This is a genomic window from Kluyvera genomosp. 2 (assembly GCF_036759865.1).
Lineage (GTDB): Bacteria > Pseudomonadota > Gammaproteobacteria > Enterobacterales > Enterobacteriaceae > Kluyvera > Kluyvera ascorbata_B.
Genome location: NZ_JAPKIA010000014.1, coordinates 1 through 17,976 on the forward strand (window position 1 = coordinate 1; position 17,976 = coordinate 17,976).

16 protein-coding genes are annotated in these 17,976 nt (G+C 55.2%); 12 read left to right on the top strand and 4 right to left on the bottom strand.

All coding sequences use genetic code 11. From position 1 onward, the window contains the following. Positions 1–133: 133 nt before the first annotated feature. Complete coding sequence (locus V6942_RS15710; protein WP_333501452.1) at positions 134–1,051, top strand: hypothetical protein; 918 nt, start codon at positions 134–136, stop codon at positions 1,049–1,051. After that, on the top strand, positions 1,048–1,452 hold the full coding sequence (locus V6942_RS15715) for a hypothetical protein (RefSeq protein ID WP_333501453.1): 405 nt from the start codon (positions 1,048–1,050) through the stop codon (positions 1,450–1,452). Before V6942_RS15710 ends, V6942_RS15715 begins: the two co-directional genes overlap by 4 nt. On the opposite strand, the gene V6942_RS15720 is transcribed toward V6942_RS15715, so the two are convergent. Both V6942_RS15720 and V6942_RS15725 read right to left on the bottom strand, forming a co-directional pair. Then, positions 1,449–1,796 carry a tail fiber assembly protein gene (locus V6942_RS15720; RefSeq protein WP_333501454.1) on the bottom strand — a complete coding sequence of 116 codons (348 nt, stop codon included), beginning with the start codon at positions 1,794–1,796 and terminating at the stop codon, positions 1,449–1,451. The two genes, V6942_RS15715 and V6942_RS15720, sit on opposite strands and share 4 nt — an antisense overlap. After that, positions 1,793–2,200: a hypothetical protein gene (locus tag V6942_RS15725; protein ID WP_333501455.1), complete on the bottom strand. Its 408-nt coding sequence runs from the start codon at positions 2,198–2,200 to the stop codon at positions 1,793–1,795. The genes V6942_RS15720 and V6942_RS15725 overlap by 4 nt, the downstream gene beginning before the upstream one ends. Before the next feature lie 61 nt (positions 2,201–2,261). On the opposite strand from V6942_RS15725, the gene V6942_RS15730 reads away from it, so the two are divergent. After that, positions 2,262–2,831, top strand: coding sequence for a recombinase family protein (locus V6942_RS15730; RefSeq protein WP_333501456.1), 570 nt, complete (start codon positions 2,262–2,264; stop codon positions 2,829–2,831). A 71-nt stretch (positions 2,832–2,902) separates the two neighbouring features. Here the strand turns inward: V6942_RS15730 and V6942_RS15735 are convergent, their stop codons facing one another. Beyond that, complete coding sequence (locus tag V6942_RS15735) at positions 2,903–3,841, bottom strand: zinc-binding dehydrogenase (protein ID WP_333501457.1); 939 nt, start codon at positions 3,839–3,841, stop codon at positions 2,903–2,905. Positions 3,842–3,973: 132 nt separating this feature from the next. Here V6942_RS15735 and V6942_RS15740 point away from each other — a divergent pair, with 132 nt between their 5' ends. The 6 genes from V6942_RS15740 (at position 3,974) to V6942_RS15765 (ending at position 9,048) form a co-directional block, all read left to right on the top strand. Continuing rightward, entirely contained in the window at positions 3,974–4,276 is a 303-nt protein-coding gene (locus V6942_RS15740; RefSeq protein WP_333501458.1) for a LysR family transcriptional regulator, read from the top strand. Then, positions 4,273–4,845: a substrate binding domain-containing protein gene (locus tag V6942_RS15745; protein ID WP_333501459.1), complete on the top strand. Its 573-nt coding sequence runs from the start codon at positions 4,273–4,275 to the stop codon at positions 4,843–4,845. The genes V6942_RS15740 and V6942_RS15745 overlap by 4 nt, the downstream gene beginning before the upstream one ends. Positions 4,846–5,003: 158 nt before the next feature. Beyond that, entirely contained in the window at positions 5,004–6,002 is a 999-nt protein-coding gene (locus V6942_RS15750) for an ABC transporter substrate-binding protein (RefSeq protein ID WP_333501460.1), read from the top strand. Then, positions 6,002–7,039, top strand: a complete 1,038-nt coding sequence (locus V6942_RS15755) for a FecCD family ABC transporter permease (RefSeq protein ID WP_106924324.1) — start codon at positions 6,002–6,004, stop codon at positions 7,037–7,039. Before V6942_RS15750 ends, V6942_RS15755 begins: the two co-directional genes overlap by 1 nt. Further along, positions 7,039–7,800: an ABC transporter ATP-binding protein gene (locus V6942_RS15760; RefSeq protein WP_106924325.1), complete on the top strand. Its 762-nt coding sequence runs from the start codon at positions 7,039–7,041 to the stop codon at positions 7,798–7,800. The genes V6942_RS15755 and V6942_RS15760 overlap by 1 nt, the downstream gene beginning before the upstream one ends. Positions 7,801–7,815: 15 nt before the next feature. Further along, entirely contained in the window at positions 7,816–9,048 is a 1,233-nt protein-coding gene (locus V6942_RS15765; protein ID WP_333501461.1) for an MFS transporter, read from the top strand. Positions 9,049–9,100: 52 nt separating this feature from the next. Here V6942_RS15765 and V6942_RS15770 read toward each other — a convergent pair whose 3' ends face one another. Further along, positions 9,101–9,850, bottom strand: a complete 750-nt coding sequence (locus V6942_RS15770; RefSeq protein ID WP_106924327.1) for an SDR family NAD(P)-dependent oxidoreductase — start codon at positions 9,848–9,850, stop codon at positions 9,101–9,103. Between the two features lie 174 nt (positions 9,851–10,024). Here V6942_RS15770 and V6942_RS15775 point away from each other — a divergent pair, with 174 nt between their 5' ends. The 3 genes from V6942_RS15775 (at position 10,025) to V6942_RS15785 (ending at position 17,960) form a co-directional block, all read left to right on the top strand. Next, positions 10,025–10,930 carry a LysR family transcriptional regulator gene (locus V6942_RS15775; protein WP_182930278.1) on the top strand — a complete coding sequence of 302 codons (906 nt, stop codon included), beginning with the start codon at positions 10,025–10,027 and terminating at the stop codon, positions 10,928–10,930. 111 nt (positions 10,931–11,041) lie between these two features. Further along, a complete protein-coding gene (locus V6942_RS15780) occupies positions 11,042–11,890 on the top strand; it encodes a fumarylacetoacetate hydrolase family protein (protein WP_333501462.1) in 849 nt (282 codons plus the stop codon). A 637-nt stretch (positions 11,891–12,527) separates the two neighbouring features. Then, complete coding sequence (locus V6942_RS15785) at positions 12,528–17,960, top strand: peroxidase family protein (RefSeq protein ID WP_182967436.1); 5,433 nt, start codon at positions 12,528–12,530, stop codon at positions 17,958–17,960. Positions 17,961–17,976 lie beyond the last annotated feature (16 nt).

The window sequence follows — 17,976 nt, forward strand, 5'->3', positions numbered from 1 at the left end:
CGCTCCGGATGAATATGATGATCTCATATCAGGAACTTGTTCGCACCTTCCCTAGTGCTCTTGAATGCGTTCTTTCTAAATATCGGCTCGGCGGTACGGGCTATGAATATATTTATTCCTGAGGAGTTCAACGATGTATTTTGTTGATAATAATTCAGCCGTTCCGGTTATGCCGGCCGTGAAGCCGGTTGTTAGTTCCACACCACTTTTTTTTACCGAGGGTGGCAATGGTGTCCCTCCAACCTGGCCCGGCCCTGACTGGTTCAACATTATCCAGTCGGAGTTTCTTAATGTGCTTAAAGAGGCTGGGATAGACCCCGATAAAGCGAATCATGCCCAACTCCTTGCGGCGATGAAAAAGTTGTTCCTGACTCGTAGCAATCCATTTGCTGACATTAAAGCTGATGGTGCAGCTGCGGTAGCGACAGCTCTCTCAAATCTTGGTTTGGTAGGAGGGCTGGGAACTAGCACTGTAGGTCGTCTTATTGGGACAAAAGCTTTCACAACGGCAGGGGTAACGAACTGGACCTTCCCAGATGATGCAAAATTCTTTGAGGTCGTGGTTACCGGGGCGGGTGGTTCAGGTCTTGGTGGTCCCGACTCTTCTAAATGCGGGCCAGGCGGTGGCGCAGGAGGAACAGCAATAAAGCTGGTTGACCGATCAACTATCACCGGCTCAACAATCGCCGTAACGGTAGGGGCTGGCGTCGCCAACTCAAACGGCCAGACATCATCCTTTGGTTCGATAGTCTCTGCTACTGGTGGTGAGAAAGGCTCGTCATCCAATGCGGGCGGCATTGGTGGTGATGGTGTTGGTGGGGACGTCAATATCAAAGGTGGCTTCGGTAATAATGGTCCCGCATTAACTGCTGCGCCTGGTGATGGTCATGGCGGTGACTCATATTGGGGTGGCGGCAACCGCGGTGTAAATAACACATCAAACACCGTATCTTGCGCTCCGGGCGGTGGTGGTGGTGGTAGCCTGGCGACGAGTGGTGCTCAGACAATGCCTGGTGCCGATGGGATCGTATACGTGAGGATTTACGCATGAAATATGCACGAATTGAAAGTGGTATCGTTGCTGAGCTCGTTGATGTTCCAGGGGGCGTTGATATTAGCGAGTTGTATCATCATGATCTTCGATTTGTTGATGTATCAGGCGCAGACCCTCAGCCTGATGACGGATGGACATATGCGGATGGGGTATTTGCTGCGCCTGTGTATGTGCCAACTCCGGAAGATAATCTGATTACAGCTCAAGTTGGCTATGACCGTGCGACTGCTGTTATCACCGAACTGAACGAGCAGATCGAAGATGCAGACTATGCGGGAACGACGGAAGAAGATGTGAAGGCGGAACTGGCCGCGTGGACCAATTATCGGAAAGCACTTCGCGCATATATCAAAGCAGGTGACGGCAGCCAGACGCTGCCGCCATCACTAACGATTTAAACAGGAAGCGCTGGCCATTCAATATTGGGGGCTTTTGAAGTATCAATGCGCATCAGTCGCACTCGATACAGACTCCATTCATCCAAGGCGGCAGACTCTTCGTTTGTCGCAATTCCTTTGCTAACCGCGTACTGTCGCCACTCTATTTCAGCATCTGCCGTAGCTTTTAACGCTGCTTTCTGCTGCTCAGCCTGCGCAATCAGTTGCTCAGGTGTTGGCGGCGGATTGAGCAGCGCGTCAACTTGCTCTACGGTCAACGGTGTTTTATCCCCAATAAGCTCATCCTGGCTACCATCATCTTCGTACGCGTAAATGGTACCGGCTTCGTCTTTGAAGTATTTCATCGTAATTCACTCCAGTTTGACAATGAGTAACCGCCATCTACACGGTATGTAGCTCCGGCAGGGACAATTGTCACCAGAACGCCGCGCATAATGAAGTTGGTCGGCCATGACGATCCCGCCGCTATAGACACCGAAACATTGTTAACGCTAAGTATTGATGATGGAGATGTCGCGTTTACTGTGACAGACACAAACACCATGATGGGCTTTCCGGTGCTATTTGTGTAAGTGACAGAAAGCGCCCTGTTGCCAGTAACGTCCTGCCATGTCTGACCAACGCCAATCATCAAACCAAAACGTGAATCATCACCAGCGGCTACCGTTCCTGCGGCAGTTCCGACATCACATTTTGCAGCTCCTTTCAAACCAACCTTTAGTGGGACACCTGCGAATTTCTTCGTCAAAAGAGAAAACCTGGTAACCTGGTTCTACTGACGAATTGTGAGATGAACAGGAGACCGCTTTATGATTATTGGGTATGCACGAGTATCAAGTAACCATCAGGACACCGAGCTTCAGATGCAGGCGCTCAGAGCTGCTGGCTGTAAGTTAATTTTTGAAGAGAAGGCCTCTGGCCGTAAGACGAATCGACCAATATTGAAGAAAGTAGTTGAGATGCTAGAGCCTGGCGATGAGCTGGTCATCTGGAAACTGGATCGTATTGGACGCAATGTGCTCCATGCTCTGTTGACGTTTCAGAGTCTGGCTGAGCGCAATGTTAACATCCGTTCTATTACGGATGGCGTTGACTTGAGCACCGCCAGTGGGCGGTATAACTTCCGCAATATTCTCTCAGCTGCGCAATATGAGTCCGATCTCAATAGTGAACGAACTCTGGCGGGACTTGCCGTTGCTCGGTCTAGAGGGCGTGTGGGTGGCCGTAGGCCTAAGTTTACGGATGACGATTGGAATAGATGCGAGTCAGCTCTGAAGTCTGGTAAAACTCACAAGGAAGTTTCTGTGCAATATGGAATAGGTATATCCACTCTTTACAAAAAATTCCCCAGTAGTATGTCTGTCTCTCCCAGTTTGTGACCAATTTCATGTAGCCGCTTTACCAGCGGCAACATGACTAACATCCATAATCGCTTCAATGTCACTTAAAGTTAGAACGTCTGCGGCGATCCAATTTTAGCTGTCAAAGTTTCGCAATTTATGCGCCGCGCTACATTGGCAATATCGCCTGCAATCCGCGCCAGAGGGGAGGCGGTAAGGGGCAGGGCTGGCGTACCAAAGAGCTGGCTCGGGAAGAAGTTTACGCTGACCGCCGGTGGCAAATCGCTCATCAAATTAAACTGGTTGAGTATCGGCGCGCCACCCAGCAGGCCGATGGTGGTCAGATGCCCGAAGGGGCGCAGCGCGCTGGCGGTGTCAGGTAACGTCGACGCGCCAACAATTTCCAGCGCGGCGTCAATCCCCTGGCCGTAGCGTGATTTCAGCTGAGCGCCGATGTTGCCGTCATCAATCACCACTTCGCTCGCCCCGGCCTGCCGTAAAGCGGCGGTATGTTCTGTGCGACGCGTCGTCGCAATCACCGTCAGCCCCGCGTGCTGCGCATAGCTGGTTGCGGCCAGGCCCACCGTGGAGGTTGCACCACGAATAAGCAGCGTCTGCCCAGCCTGGATGTGAAGGCTGTGATCCAGCGCGCCCCATGCGGTTAAAAACGCCTGCGGTAAGGCTGCCAGCTCCGCCCAGCTTAGCGGCGCATCGTCGAGGTCAATAACGTTGCTGCGCAGTACCGTCACTTCTTCGGCATAGCTGCCGTGACGATCGAACTGCATTCCGCCCATCAGCGTGGCGACGCGCTGGCCCGGATGGAAAACGCCGGCCGGGTCTTCAATTACCTCACCAACGGCTTCGATGCCGGGTACGCGAGGGGCATCAATCGGCCCCATTTTCCCGGTGCGCAGGTAGGCTTCCGCTTTGTTGAGGCCAAAAGCGCGTACCCGGATGCGAACCTCATTGGCCTGCGGCTTTACGCTGTCAATGTCGCGTAGCGTTAATACTTCTGGCCCGCCGGTACGTTCAATAACATATGCTTTCATGATGTGCTCCAGTTCGGTGAGTCGGTGAGTCGGAACGGTTATTAACCGTCTGCACAAACAATAGCCTTTCATTAACGATTGCAATATGGCGTTATATGAGAACAAATCTTCCATTAATGAGAGGTTGCGAATATGGATTTGAACGCCGTGGAGATGTTTGTGTACGTGGTGCGCGCAGGCAGCCTGAGTAAAGCGGCACAGCAGTCGGGGATCCCGCTGCCCACCTTAAGCCGGCGGGTACGCGCGCTGGAGGATTCACTTAATCTCCAGCTTATCGAGCGCTCCGTACGCGGCGTTAAGCTCACGGTGGCGGGGATGCATTTTTATCAGCAGGCCAGCGCCGGGGTCGATATCCTCAAGGGCGCACAGCTGGCAAGCCAGCATGATGAGCGGCAGATTAGCGGCTATTTACGCTTATCAATCCCCCGGCAATGACAGTCTGGTGGGAGCTGCTGGCGCAGTTCCAGCAGCGCTATCCGGGGATTCGGCTATTTGTGCAAACCACCGAACGCCGTGTCGATCTCGTTGCCGACGGCATTGATGTGGCGCTAAGGGTCGGGGCGATTGAACACGAAACGATGGTCGCCAAACGGGTTATTTCCTGGCGGCATCAGCTGGTCGCGGCACCTTCGTTAGTTGAGCGATACGGGCGGCCGCAGTCACCCGCTGATTTGAGCCGCTATCCCTGCGCGGTGTGGAATGCCAGCGCCTGGCGGCCAAGCGTCTGGTCCCTCGGTGGTGAAACCGTTCATCCTGCGGCGATACTGATGACCAATGACTACGCGCATCTCTACCAGCGCGTGTTGAGCGGGGATGTTATCAGCGAACTGCCGCCGTTTATGGTGAATGAGGATATCGCGCAGGGGCGGTTGGTCGGCCTTCTTGAGGACTATCCCTTACCCGAGCAGCACATTCATCTGGTTTATCCCCCCCAGCATTATCCGGCTCCGGCCATACGCGCCTATCTCGATTTTTGCAGCCGCTTTACGGCGAATCTGAGCTAACTCGCGCGCTCGTCTGGCGGGCGTTTCGTCCGCCACCATATCTCATTGACACGTTATATCGGTCATTGTATAAAACTCGGCCTCAGTAATGAGTTTCATTTACATTAAAAGATCGCCTGCAATATTTCCCACAATAATTTTAATGAAGGATAGCGTTAATGAAAAAGACCCTCTGCGCGTTAGGCATGGTGCTGGCGTCAATCAGTTCTGCTCTGGCCACGACCTATCCTTTGACCATCGAAAACTGCGGGTATAAAGAGACGTTTACCCAGGCGCCACAGCGCGTGGTGGCGCTGGGGCAAAATACCGTGGAAATTCTGCTGCTGCTGGGGCTGCAAAAAAATGTCGTCGCCAGCGCATTCTGGCCAACCCGGGTACTGCCATCGCTGGCGGAGCAGAATGAAAAAATTAAGCTGCTGACGGTGGAAATTCCGACGCTGGAATCCGTCCTGGCGCAAAATCCGGACTTTGTTGCCGCGCAGCTGCCGCTGTTATTGGGCCCGGAAAGCAAGGTCGCTAAACGCGAAGATTTTGCGACCGTGGGCGTAAACAGCTATTTGTCCCCCGGAATGTGTGCGACTAAAAAGGCCGCCGGCGACATGTACGGTAGCCGTCAGAAACTGTGGGATATGACCTATCTCTATAAAGAGATTGAAGATTTTTCCACGATATTTAATGTCCAGGAGAAGGGTGCTGCGGTTGTTGCCGATTTCAAAAAACGTGAAAACGACCTGCGCGCAGAGTTCGGCAAGCATAAAAAAGATCTCTCCTTCGTCTTCTGGTTCTCTAGCGCATCGCCTTCTGCCGATGCCTACGTCGGTGGTAAAAATAGCGCCTCCGGCTTTATTGCTAACGTGCTGGGCGGGCATAACGCCATTACCTCTGAAACCGAATGGCCGACGGTGAGCTGGGAAAGCATTATCGCGGCAAATCCGGATGTGATCGTGGTTTCCAGCCTTGACCGCAACCGCTGGGCGCTGGATAACGCGGAGGAGAAAATTAAATTCCTCAAAAGTGACCCGGCCGTCAGCCAGCTGGACGCGGTGAAAAAAGGCCATATCGTGGTGATGGACGGCCAGGCGATGAACCCGACCATCAGAACCCTCTACGGCGCTGAACAGGTGGGTGAACAGCTGAGAAAGCTGGGGCTGAATTAATGACCGCAACCGTGCTGCAATCGCGCCAGGGGTTGTTTTTGACCTCCTCGTGCCTGCTTTCTTTGTGCCTGCTTTTGCTGGTCATTGCCGTTGGCGTTAGCGTCGGCGAGCTGTCGATCCCGCTGGAAAGCGTTTTTTACGCGATTGGCAATAAGCTCGGGCTGACCGATGTCCCGCTCAACCGCATCTATGAAAGCGTGATTTGGGACTTCCGTCTCAGCCGTGCGCTGGTGGCGGCCTGCTGTGGCGCTGGGCTGGCGATTTGCGGCGCGGTGCTGCAAAGCTTGCTGAAGAATGCGCTGGCGGAGCCTTACGTACTGGGCGTTTCCGCCGGCGCGTCAACGGGGGCGGTGTCGGTCGTGGTACTGGGCGTCGGGACCGGTGCGGTTTCCCTGTCGGCTGGTGCCTTTGCCGGTGCGTTTGCCGCCTTTGCCTTCGTGGCCTTTTTAACCAACGGCGCGCGCGGCGGTAACGAACGGACTATTCTGGCCGGCGTTGCGGCCTCTCAACTGTTTAATGCCATCACCGCCTACACCATCAGCACGTCGGCCAGCGCGCAGCAGGCCCGCGATGTCATGTTCTGGCTGCTGGGCAGTTTTAGCGGCGTGCGCTGGCCGGAGTTTCAACTGGTGCTGGTCGTGGTGCTGGTCGGGCTGGCCGTCTGCCTTTACTACTCCCGCGCGCTGGATGCTTTTACCTTTGGTGATGATGCCGCCGCCTCGCTGGGGATTGCCGTGCCCTGGGTGCGGCTGATCCTGTTTACCACCACCGCGCTGATTACCGCGACGATCGTCAGTATGGCCGGTTCGATAGGCTTTGTCGGGCTGGTGGTGCCACACGTGATGCGCTTCTTTTTTGGCCCGCTGCACCGCACGCTGCTGATTGCCTGCGCGCTGGCCGGGGCGATTCTGATGGTGCTGGCGGATATCGCCTCGCGCCTGCTGATTGCGCCACAAAGCCTGCCGGTGGGCGTAGTCACGGCGCTGGTCGGCGTGCCTTTCTTTGCCGTGATTATCTACCGTTCAAGGACTAAGTGATGAGCATCTCTGCGGACAATATCACCTGGAAGGTGGGTAAAAAGGTTATCGTGAATGGGGTGTCGTTAAGCGCCGTTCGCGGCGAAACCGTTGGCCTGCTTGGCCCTAACGGCTGCGGTAAATCCTCGTTGCTGCGCATCCTTGCGGGCCTGCGTCGCCCGGATGCGGGTAGCGTGACGCTGGACGGGAAAGATATGGCGCGGATCGGCAAAAAGCAGCTTGCTCGCCGGGTAGCCTTTGTTGAACAACACGGCATGACCGATGCCAATATGCGCGTGCGCGACGTGGTCAAGCTGGGGCGAATTCCGCACCATTCTCCGTTTTCGAACTGGAGTACCCACGACGACGAAACCGTCACCGCAGCGCTGCAGCGGGTTGATATGCTGGAAAAAAGCGATCAGGGTTGGCTGAGCCTGTCCGGGGGGGAGCGCCAGCGGGTGCATATTGCCCGCGCGCTGGCGCAGACGCCGACGGAAATCCTGCTGGATGAACCGACTAACCACCTCGATATTCATCACCAGATGCAGCTAATGCAGTTGATTAGCGAGCTGCCGGTCACCAGCATTGTCGCCATCCACGATCTCAATCACGCCGCCATGTTCTGTGACTCACTGATCGTGATGCAGAAAGGGCAAATTGTGGCGACCGGTACGCCGCAGGATATTCTCACTGAAACGCTGCTGTGGGACGTTTTCCGGGTGAAAACGAAAATTGAGATCTCCCGGTTCCATGGCAAAAAACACATTCACTTTATCGTTTAACGCCGGGCGATTGTGATGCGGTCATTTTCCCTGCGCCCTGCGGTTAAGCTCTGGCCGCCCGTGTTACTGGGCAGCCAGTTCATTTTCAATATTGGCTTTTACGCGGTCGTCCCGTTTCTGGCGATATTCCTTCGCGACGATATGCTGCTCTCCGGCGGCCTTATCGGGCTGATTCTGGGGCTGCGTACGTTCTCGCAGCAGGGCATGTTTATTGTCGGCGGTGCGCTCTCCGATCGCTTCGGCGCGCGCGCGGTCATCCTCTGCGGCTGCGTGATTCGCGTGGTGGGCTATCTGCTGTTGGCCTTTGGCGAATCGCTGTGGCCCATTATTGTGGGGGCATGTCTCACCGGCGTCGGCGGCGCGCTGTTCTCACCGTCGATTGAAGCGCTGCTGGCCAGGGCGGGGACCCAGAGCGAGGCGAGCGGCAAACGCAGCCGCGCCGAGTGGTTCGCGCTGTTCGCCGTATGCGGTGAACTGGGTGCGGTGCTGGGGCCCGCAGCGGGCGCGCTGCTGACGGGGCTGGGATTCCGCCAGGTGGCGCTGATGGGGGCCGGGGTCTTTGTCGTCGCGCTGGTGGTGCTCTTTTTTTGTCTGCCGTTGGCGCAGCAGGAAAGGCGGCCGCTCAACGTGCTGCCGTGGTGGACCACGTTTCGTCAGCCGCGTTTTGTCGCCTTTATTATTGCCTACAGTTCGTGGCTGCTGAGCTATAACCAGCTCTACCTGGCGCTGCCGGTAGAGATTCAACGCGCGGGCGGCAGTGAGAAAGATCTCGGGCCGCTGTTTATGCTCGCCTCGGTGCTGATTATTGCCTTTCAGCTGCCGCTGGCGCGTTTCGCGCGCAGGGTTGGGGCGGTTCGCATTCTGCCGGTGGGGTTTTTACTGTTGTCTGCCGCCTTTGCCAGCGTGGCGATGTTTGCCGCCAGCATGCCGCCGGAAGGGTGGCTGCGTTTTGTGCCCGCCATCTGTCTGGTCACGCTGCTGACGTTGGGGCAAATGCTGCTGGTGCCGGCGGCCAAGGATTTGATCCCGTGTTTTGCCGACGATTCGACGCTGGGCGCACACTATGGCGCGCTCGCGACGGCCGGTGGCGTGGCGGTGCTGGTGGGGAATTTAGCCTTTGGTCACCTGCTGGATGCGGCGCTGGTCCCGTCGGTGCAGGCGATTTATCCGTGGCTGCTGCTGGCGCTGTTTCCGCTCTGCAGCGCGCTGGCCATGGTGCTGATTTGCCGCCCGCTGCCCAATCGCTGAAGGCCCGGCGTTAAGGACGGGCCTGCAGTCAAAATGGCGACGAGAAAGGGGCTTAGATTTGCGCTAATCCGCCGTCGACGTAAATTTCCGCCGCGTTAATAAAGCTCGCGTCATCCGAAGCGAGGAAGACGACGGTTTTGGCGACTTCCTCCGGCTCGCCCAGACGGCCAAGCGGCACCTCGGCGGCCAGCGCATCGAACAGCCCCTGGCGATGTTCATCGGGCACCAGCCCGCCGAGCCCTGGGGTGCGAATGGGCCCTGGGCTGACCACATTGATACGCACGCCGCGATCCTTCAGATCCATTGCCCAGGAGCGCACCAGGCTGCGCACTGCGGCTTTACTGGCGCTGTAGACGCTGAAATTGGCGGTACCTTTTACCGCTGCCGTCGAACCGGTCAGAATCACCGACGCGCCGTTGCTTAACAGCGGCAAGGCTTTCTGCACGGTAAACAGCACGCCGCGCACGTTAGTGCCAAAAATACGATCAAAATGCTCTTCGGTGATGGCACCCAGCGGCATCATGTCGCCGCCGCCGGCGTTGGCGAACAGAATGTCCAGACGACCTGATTCGCTGGCAATGGTGGAAAAGACGGTATCCAGGTCGCTCAGCGCCGATGCATCGGCGCGAATGCCGGTTGCTGCGGTGCCAATTTCAGCGACCGCCGCGTCCAGCTCTTCCCGACGGCGGCCGGTGATATAAACGCGTGCGCCCTGTTCCGCCAGCGCTTTCGCCGCTGCCAGACCAATCCCGGTACTGCCGCCGGTGACTAACGCTATCTTTCCAGAAAGTTTTTTACTCATGACGCATTTCCTTAACTAAAGTATAAATATGCCAATTGAGTCATCGACTTACAGCGATAACCAGGCTGCTCACTACGGGGGCTACTCTACCGCCATCGCCGGGGGGAGAAAAATGTGCGAAAGTGAAAAACACTGTTTACGTGAGTGAATAATCGCTGGTGATAAAGGGGCATAATGGATCGATTTTTAGCGCTTAAAGTGTTTACCCGGGTCGTTGAAGCCAACAGTTTTACGCGTGCCGCGGATTCGCTGAACATGCCCAATGCCACCATCAGCAAAACGATCCAGCAGCTGGAATCGCATCTTGGCGCGCGCCTGCTACAACGCACTACGCGGCGCATAACCGTTACGCCGGAAGGGCAGGAATACTACGAGAAAGCGTTGAGCGTGCTGCGGGATCTGGATGAGATTGACGCGTCGTTTAAGACCGCGCCGGCAACCATCAAGGGCCATCTGCGCATCGCGATTGGCGGCTCGACCGCGCGCGATGTTCTCGTTCCGTTGCTGGCCGATTTTATGTCGCGCTACCCGGATATTCGTCTCGATCTGGCGGTGGCTGACCGTCCGGCGGACCTGATCGGCGGTAATCTTGATTGCGCTATCCGCGGCGGGCCGATGGACGACTCGACGCTTATCGCCCGAAAAATCGGCGCGTCGCCGTTAATCACCTGCGCCACGCCGGGCTATCTCAAGCGCTACGGTGTACCGGCCTCTCCCGATGAGCTCAAGAACGGGCATCGTCTCGTCAGCTATCTGTCGCCCGCCAGCGGCAGAGCGTTTCCATTCCGCTTTCTACGTAACGGTGTTGTCACCGAGATTAAAACGGAGCATCACCTCGGGATTAACGAGAGCAATGCGCATATTGCCGCCGCCGAAGCCGGGTTAGGCATTGTGCAGACCTTTACATACTCTTTGCGACACGCGCTGGCCAGCGGAACGCTGGTGGAGATACTCAGCCCATGGCGTCCGGCGCCGTATCCGTTCCACGTCGTCTATGCGCATAACCGGCATCTGCCTTCGCGCCTGCGGGTGTTTATTGAATGGCTTAGCGATGTTTTTCCTGCGGCGTTGAAGGGATAGCAAAGGTATAATAATTAAATATAATGGTTATCAGCAAAGATAATGAGCAAATGAATATCAAGATATTATAATGAGGACAGTTTAAAACAGGCGAAATGAGCAGAGGTAAATATGAAACTTTGTCGTTATGGTGAAGTGGGTAAAGAAAAGCCGGGGCTGATAGATAACAACGGAAATATCCGCGATCTGTCTTTTTTGATGGGTGATATTGACCACCAAACGCTTGATCGAAAATGTCTTGATGCTATTCGCCAACTGGATCCGGAAAATCTGGAATTAATCGATAAATCAGTACGAATTGGCGCGCCAATTGCCACACCTTCGAAATTTATCGCTATAGGATTAAATTACCGGGATCATGCTCAAGAAGCCGGTATGCCCATTCCGCAGGAGCCGGTAGTATTCTTTAAATCACCAGGTTCAATCTGTGGGCCACATGACGATATATTAATTCCTCCCCATTCCAGTCAACTCGACTGGGAGGCTGAATTGGGTATTATTATTGGTAAACAAGCAAAATTTATCCCTCAGGAGCAAGCGTTTGATTATATAGCGGGTTACTGTGTGGTAAATGATATTTCCGAGCGTACTTTCCAGTTTCAGTCTTCACAGTGGGATAAGGGTAAGAGCTTTGATACCTTCGGCCCATTAGGCCCTTACCTGGTCACCGCGGATGAAATCACCGACCCGCAAAATCTGCGTATCTGGCTTGAGGTCAACGGTCAGATCCGCCAGGACAGTCATACTCGGCAGATGATTTTCCCTGTTGCAGAAATTGTCGCGTATTTAAGCCGTTATATGACGCTGAATCCCGGAGATATTATTGCGACGGGGACACCTCCGGGGGTTGCGATGGGGATGAAACCGGCGCCAGTGTGGCTAAAAGAGGGAGACGTGCTGTCTACTCACATAGAAGGCATTGGCGAGCTGAAGCAGCGCTTAGTCAAATACCCTGGATAATGTTGCCGGCGGTTCAGACGGTGTGGGGAGGAAAAGGCTAGCCGTTGGAGCGCAGACTGCTGACGGCCGTTTTTACCTTCTCCGCATCGGTTTTATGACTGAGGAAGAAAGTTGTGTGTCGGTTTACCCGCACCAGATATTTTCGTCATCTACAACCTATTGTTATCAATACGCTCAATATTAAAGCCAGCGCTTACGCCTTGTTTAAATTGCTGTTTTTACAGTGGCAAATTTAAATGAAAATCAATCTAAAGTATTATTGAAAGCGACTTTCAGCATGCCATAGTTTTATCATGACAAAATCGTTACATTCACTAACATATTTAAATAATCATTAAGATTTTCTAACGATTGTCATCGCCCCCATTTTATTTTTTTAGCATCCCCCTATGCATTCTCGGCGTAGCGGTATTCGGCTGTCATTTTATTATTTCCTCCAGCATCGTGATTAACCTTTATCGCCAGCGCGGCCCCGCGTCTGTCATTCGGGGACGTGCGTGTCATCAACAACGTTGCCCGGAGGATATCTATGCAACCGCCATTCGATAGCTAATTCAGTAAGATGGAATGTAATTGCCCGAACGTTCGTTAATAAAAAACGAATGTTAATCGCGATTCAATTTTGAGGTAATGACGTATGGCCGCACAATATGATTTTACGGTTACGCTACATGACCTGGCGTTTATTCTCAAGCAGATCAAACTCTCCGAATCGGCTAACAATGCGGATGGCAGTATCGACGGCGATAAGCTCACCGCGCTTGTCGGCGATCCGCTGCTCCCGTATGGAATACGCACCGTTGATGGGTCATGGAATAATCTGTTACCCGGTCAGGAGCTGTTTGGCTCTGCCGACCAGACGATGCCAAGACTCGTTCCGCTGGATCTGGAGGCTATCCGCAACGATCCCACCTTAGCGCAATACCTGCTGGCATCGGGCCCGAACGCCGTGGTGAACGATGCTGACCCGCGTATGATTAGCAATATTATCTCCGATCAGAGTACGAACAACCCTGCTGCGGTCGAAGCGGCCGCGGGTCTTGCGGATGCTCCCGGCGGCGGCGGGAGCGTGAACGGCAGTTTGTCGATTCCGAATCTCTCGCCGGACATTGGTTTATCTCCGGCCTTTAACGGCTGGATGACCTTCTTTGGGCAGTTCTTTGACCACGGTCTGGATCTGATTCCGAAAGCCGGAAATGGGATCGTGTTTATCCCGTTGATGCCCGATGACCCGCTCTATAGCACGGCCCCGGGCGCGGCAAATTTCATGATCCTCACCCGGGCGAAAGTCGACGCAACGCTGAATACGGTCAATACCACCACGCCGTGGATCGACCAAAACCAGACCTATACCTCTCATCCATCGCATCAGATATTCCTGCGGGAATACACTTTTATTGACGGTAAGCCGGAGCCTACGGGCCAACTGCTGGACGGTGCTCATGGGATTGCGACCTGGGGCGAAGTGAAGGCGCATGCGCTGCAGTACCTCGGTATCCAGCTGACGGATGCGGATATTTCCAACGTGCCGCTGCTGGCAACCGACCGTTACGGAAACCTGATATTGAGCGATGGCGGAAAAGTCCAGATTGTTACCCTGCATGGTCTGGTTGAAGCCAACGGAGGACTGTTGCCTGCGGACACGTTGCGCACCGGCCATGCCTTCCTTGACGATATTGCGCACACTGCGGTGCCTAAATTTGTCACGGTTGATGGCGTTAAGATACTGGCGCCGGATGCGGATAATGTCATTAATGGCACGACGGAAGCGGGAACCTACGATAACGAACTGCTCGATCGTCACTTCATTACCGGCGATGGGCGTGGCAATGAAAACATTGGCTTAACTGCGGTGCACTCGGTTTTCCATGATGAACATAACCGCCTGGTTGAGCAGTACAAAACCACGCTGCTGGCGTCAGGTGATGTAGGGCTGGTTAACCAATGGCTGATGCCAGGACATGAAATCACCGCCATTCCGGCGGATACCAGCACGCTGGTCTGGAACGGGGAATATTTGTTCCAGGCGGGACGATTCACCACCGAGATGCAGTATCAGCACCTCGTCTTTGAAGAGTTTGCGCGTGCCGTACAGCCTGCGGTTGACCCCTTCGTCTTCTCGAACACGGCCGATATTAACCCGGCTATTTTTGCTGAGTTTGCCCACGTCGTTTACCGCTTTGGTCACTCGATGCTGACGGAGACCGTCGACAGAACGGGCATCGATATGCAAAGTGACAATCTGGGGCTTATTCAGGCGTTTCTTAATCCACTGGCGTTCGATAACAATGGTTCCATGGATAATAATGCGGCCATCGGGGCCATTGTCCGTGGTATGACCCGCCAGGTGGGAAACGAAATTGATGAGTTTCTCACCGGCGCGCTGCGTAATAATCTGGTTGGTTTGCCGCTCGATCTCGGCGCACTCAATATTGCTCGCGGCCGCGACACTTTTATGCCGACGCTCAACCAGGCCCGCGATCAGTTTTATACGCTCACCGGTAATAGCGAATTAAAACCGTATACCAGCTGGGCAGATTTTGCGGCGCATTTAAAAAATACGGCCTCGATCCTCAACTTTATGGCCGCCTATGGTCAGCATGAGTTGATTCTTAACGCCACCACCATCGAGGCAAAACGCGCGGCCGTTGAGTTTCTGCTGTTCGGCCCTGATGCCGACGCTAGCCGTGCTGACGCCTTTGACTTCTTTAACAGTACCGGCGTATGGGCCAACAAAGAGAGCGGGCTGAACAAGGTCGATTTCTGGATCGGCGGCCTGGCGGAACGCAAAATGGAATTCGGCGGCATGTTGGGCTCTACGTTCAACTTTGTCTTTGAAACCCAAATGGAAATGCTACAGGACGGCGACCGTTTCTATTACCTGAGTCGAACTCAGGGGCTAAACATGCTTAACCAACTGGAGGCCAACTCGTTCGCCGCCCTGGTCATGCGTAACAGCGATCTGGGTGATGAAGGTTCCTCTCACGTCCATGCAAAACTGTTTATGACCCCCGATCACACGCTGGAAGTGAACAAGGCGGTGCAGGTCGGCGCGGACCCTCTCTGGGGAGATCGCTTAAAAGACCTTCTGACGCCATTAGTCGTCCGTAAAGCGGCCGGTGCGGATGTTGACGGTGACGGCAAAGCGGATGGTGCCTACCTCAAATACTCCGGCGATGGCCATGTGGTGCTGGGCGGATCTGCGGGCAACGACACCCTGATAGGCGGTAAAGGTATCGACAGCCTGTGGGGAGACGCAGGGAATGACCGGCTGGATGGCGGCGATGAGGCGGATACCGTCCACGGCGGCGATGGGGATGACATTATTACCGACACCGGTACCCCGGTTGGCGGCGCGGACTTCCTTCACGGCGATGCGGGCAACGACGTTATCTTCAGCGGTAACGGCAACGACCTGAGCTTCGGCGGCAGCGGTAAGGATTTTATCGTGGTGGGCGAAGATGCGCAGGAGGTGTTCGGCGGCCTGGATGATGACTTTATCCTCGGTGGCTCCGGCGGCGATATGCTGATGGGCAACGAAGGCGATGACTGGATCGAAGGCGGGGATGGCTTCGATACCCTGGCCGGTGAAAATTCCGAGCTGTTCTTTAACAGCACCATCGTGGGCCATGATGTGCTGAATGGCCAGGGGAATGATACCGACTACGACGGCGAGGCCGGCGACGATATCATGGTCCAGGGCGCAGGGATCCAGCGTAACAACGGGATGGCGGGCTTCGACTGGGCGATTCATAAAGGTGACCCGAACGCGGCGAATTCCGACCTGGGTATTCCGATCTTCGTCAATCAGCAGGAGTTTATTCTGCGCGATCGCTTCGACCTGGTCGAAGGGTTATCAGGCTGGAAATTTAACGATCTGTTAATTGGTACCGATGCGCCCATCGGCACGGCGCCGGTACAGGGGACGCCGCTGTCCAACAACCTTACCCTCGACGGCGTTGCGCGGATAAACGGTCTGGACAAAGTGGTCGGCAGCAATCTCATCAACAATGCGGTCAATGGCGTGGTGCTTAACCCGGATAATGGCGCCGATATTCTGCTCGGCGGCGGCGGCAGTGACCGCATTATGGGGAAAGCGGGGGATGACATTATCGATGGTGATGCCTGGTTGAATGTGCGCATTGAGGTCAGAGATAAACTGGGGGCGGTGATTAAAAGCGTCGACAGTATGAATGACATCAAGGCTGAACTGCTTAACGGCACATTGAACCCCGGTCAGCTCCATACTGTGCGTGAAATCCTCAACGACGGTAATAAAGGGGAAATTGACCTTGCGCTCTACCGCGACGTTAACGGCAACTACCTGTTTACCCGTAATCCGGATGGCAGCCTGACGGTCAATCATGCCACGGTATCGGCTAATTTACCTGACGGTGACGGCGTCGACCGCCTGCTTAATATCGAGAAGCTGGAGTTCGGTGATGGCACACAGCTGTGGGTGACGGCGCAAAAAGCCACGGGCAACGTCGATATTAACAACAAGGCACCTGCGGCAGGCGATCTGCTGCGCGTGAGTGCTTCCGATGTGCAGGATGGTAACGGTCTGGTGAGTAATTTACCGATCGTTTATACCTGGCAGGCGCTGATCGGCGGGCAGTGGCGAGACCAGGCGACGGGGACCGAATTCCGGGTGGGCAATAATTTGTCAGGCGCCCAGCTGCGGGTGGTTGCCAGCTTTACCGACCGGATGGGCGATGCCGAAACGCTGATCTCGGCGGCCACCAGCGCCGTTGGGCCACGCGATCTTCCGACCCGTGGTCTGCCGGTGATAAGCGATCTGACTCCAACCAGGAACATGACGCTGACGGCCGATGTTTCGGGGATCACCGATGGCGATGGCCTGACCAACGGCAACAACTTCCGCTACCAATGGCAAATGAGCACGCTGTTCGGCTTTATCAATATTGTGGGGGCTACGGCCGCCACCTATACCCCAACGTTACTGACGGTGGACCGTAATCTGCGGGTTGTGGTGACCGTGACCGATGACGAAGGAAACCCTTCCGTTGTACTGACCTCTGCGTCGACCCAGACTGTCGGCAATATGCTGGTGGGCGGTAACGGCGCAACGACGCTCGTCGGTACCAACGGCAGTGATTATCTCGACGGAGGCAACGGTAACGATACCCTGTCCGGCCTGGCTGGTGATGATATTTTGCTCGGCGGAGCCGGCAATGACACCCTCAACGGCGGCGCGGGTGCCGACCAGATGACCGGCGGTACCGGTAACGATAGCTACACCGTTGATAACCTGGGGGATGTGGTGGTTGAGGGCGTGAATGGCGGAACGGACACCGTCTCGGTTTCTCTCAACAGCTACGTGATGGCCGATAACGTTGAAAACCTGATCTTTACCGGCTCGGGGAACTTTAACGGCGTCGGGAACGCGTTGGCAAACACCATGACCGGCGGCAGCGGCAACGACACGCTGAACGGGATGGACGGTGACGATACCCTGTCGGGTCTGGCGGGTAACGATACGCTGCTGGGCGGCAATGGCAACGATAGTCTGAACGGTGGCGTGGGTGCTGATACCCTGACGGGTGGGGCCGGTAATGATATTTATATTGTTGATAATGTAGGGGATAGGGTGATAGAGGCGGTGAATGGCGGCAATGATACCGTCAGAACCAGCCTGAATACCTACACGCTGAGCGACAATGTTGAAGTGCTGGCATTCACCGGGACCGGCGGCTTTACCGGTACGGGTAACGCACTGAACAACATCATTACGGGCGGCAACGGCGTTGACCGTCTGAACGGCGGCAGCGGCAATGATACCCTCTCCGGGGGCGGGGGGAATGACTTCTTTATTTTCGGCCTTAACTTTGGCCAGGACATCATTACCGACTTCGACAGCAACCCGAACCAGGGGCAGGATCTGATCAGCCTGCAGGGTCGGGGGCTGACGGCGGCGAACTTTGCCAGCAACGTCAGTATTGCGGCGAGCGGAACGTCAACGGTCCTGAGCTTCACTAACGGAGACAAAATCACGTTGTTGAATACTGCGGTTAATTCGATCCAGCTGAATGATTTCCAGCTGGGTTAATTCATCAACGCCGTAA

What these genes read in the sequence shown, in the direction of transcription:
- V6942_RS15735 (WP_333501457.1), bottom strand. Translation starts at nt 3,841, where the DNA reads ATGAAAGCATATGTTATTGAACGTACCGGCGGGCCAGAAGTATTAACG.
- V6942_RS15750 (WP_333501460.1), top strand. Translation starts at nt 5,004, where the DNA reads ATGAAAAAGACCCTCTGCGCGTTAGGCATGGTGCTGGCGTCAATCAGT.
- V6942_RS15710 (WP_333501452.1), top strand. Translation starts at nt 134, where the DNA reads ATGTATTTTGTTGATAATAATTCAGCCGTTCCGGTTATGCCGGCCGTG.
- V6942_RS15775 (WP_182930278.1), top strand. Translation starts at nt 10,025, where the DNA reads ATGGATCGATTTTTAGCGCTTAAAGTGTTTACCCGGGTCGTTGAAGCC.
- V6942_RS15745 (WP_333501459.1), top strand. Translation starts at nt 4,273, where the DNA reads ATGACAGTCTGGTGGGAGCTGCTGGCGCAGTTCCAGCAGCGCTATCCG.
- V6942_RS15720 (WP_333501454.1), bottom strand. Translation starts at nt 1,796, where the DNA reads ATGAAATACTTCAAAGACGAAGCCGGTACCATTTACGCGTACGAAGAT.
- V6942_RS15770 (WP_106924327.1), bottom strand. Translation starts at nt 9,850, where the DNA reads ATGAGTAAAAAACTTTCTGGAAAGATAGCGTTAGTCACCGGCGGCAGT.
- V6942_RS15760 (WP_106924325.1), top strand. Translation starts at nt 7,039, where the DNA reads ATGAGCATCTCTGCGGACAATATCACCTGGAAGGTGGGTAAAAAGGTT.
- V6942_RS15780 (WP_333501462.1), top strand. Translation starts at nt 11,042, where the DNA reads ATGAAACTTTGTCGTTATGGTGAAGTGGGTAAAGAAAAGCCGGGGCTG.
- V6942_RS15755 (WP_106924324.1), top strand. Translation starts at nt 6,002, where the DNA reads ATGACCGCAACCGTGCTGCAATCGCGCCAGGGGTTGTTTTTGACCTCC.
- V6942_RS15785 (WP_182967436.1), top strand. Translation starts at nt 12,528, where the DNA reads ATGGCCGCACAATATGATTTTACGGTTACGCTACATGACCTGGCGTTT.
- V6942_RS15715 (WP_333501453.1), top strand. Translation starts at nt 1,048, where the DNA reads ATGAAATATGCACGAATTGAAAGTGGTATCGTTGCTGAGCTCGTTGAT.
- V6942_RS15765 (WP_333501461.1), top strand. Translation starts at nt 7,816, where the DNA reads ATGCGGTCATTTTCCCTGCGCCCTGCGGTTAAGCTCTGGCCGCCCGTG.
- V6942_RS15730 (WP_333501456.1), top strand. Translation starts at nt 2,262, where the DNA reads ATGATTATTGGGTATGCACGAGTATCAAGTAACCATCAGGACACCGAG.
- V6942_RS15740 (WP_333501458.1), top strand. Translation starts at nt 3,974, where the DNA reads ATGGATTTGAACGCCGTGGAGATGTTTGTGTACGTGGTGCGCGCAGGC.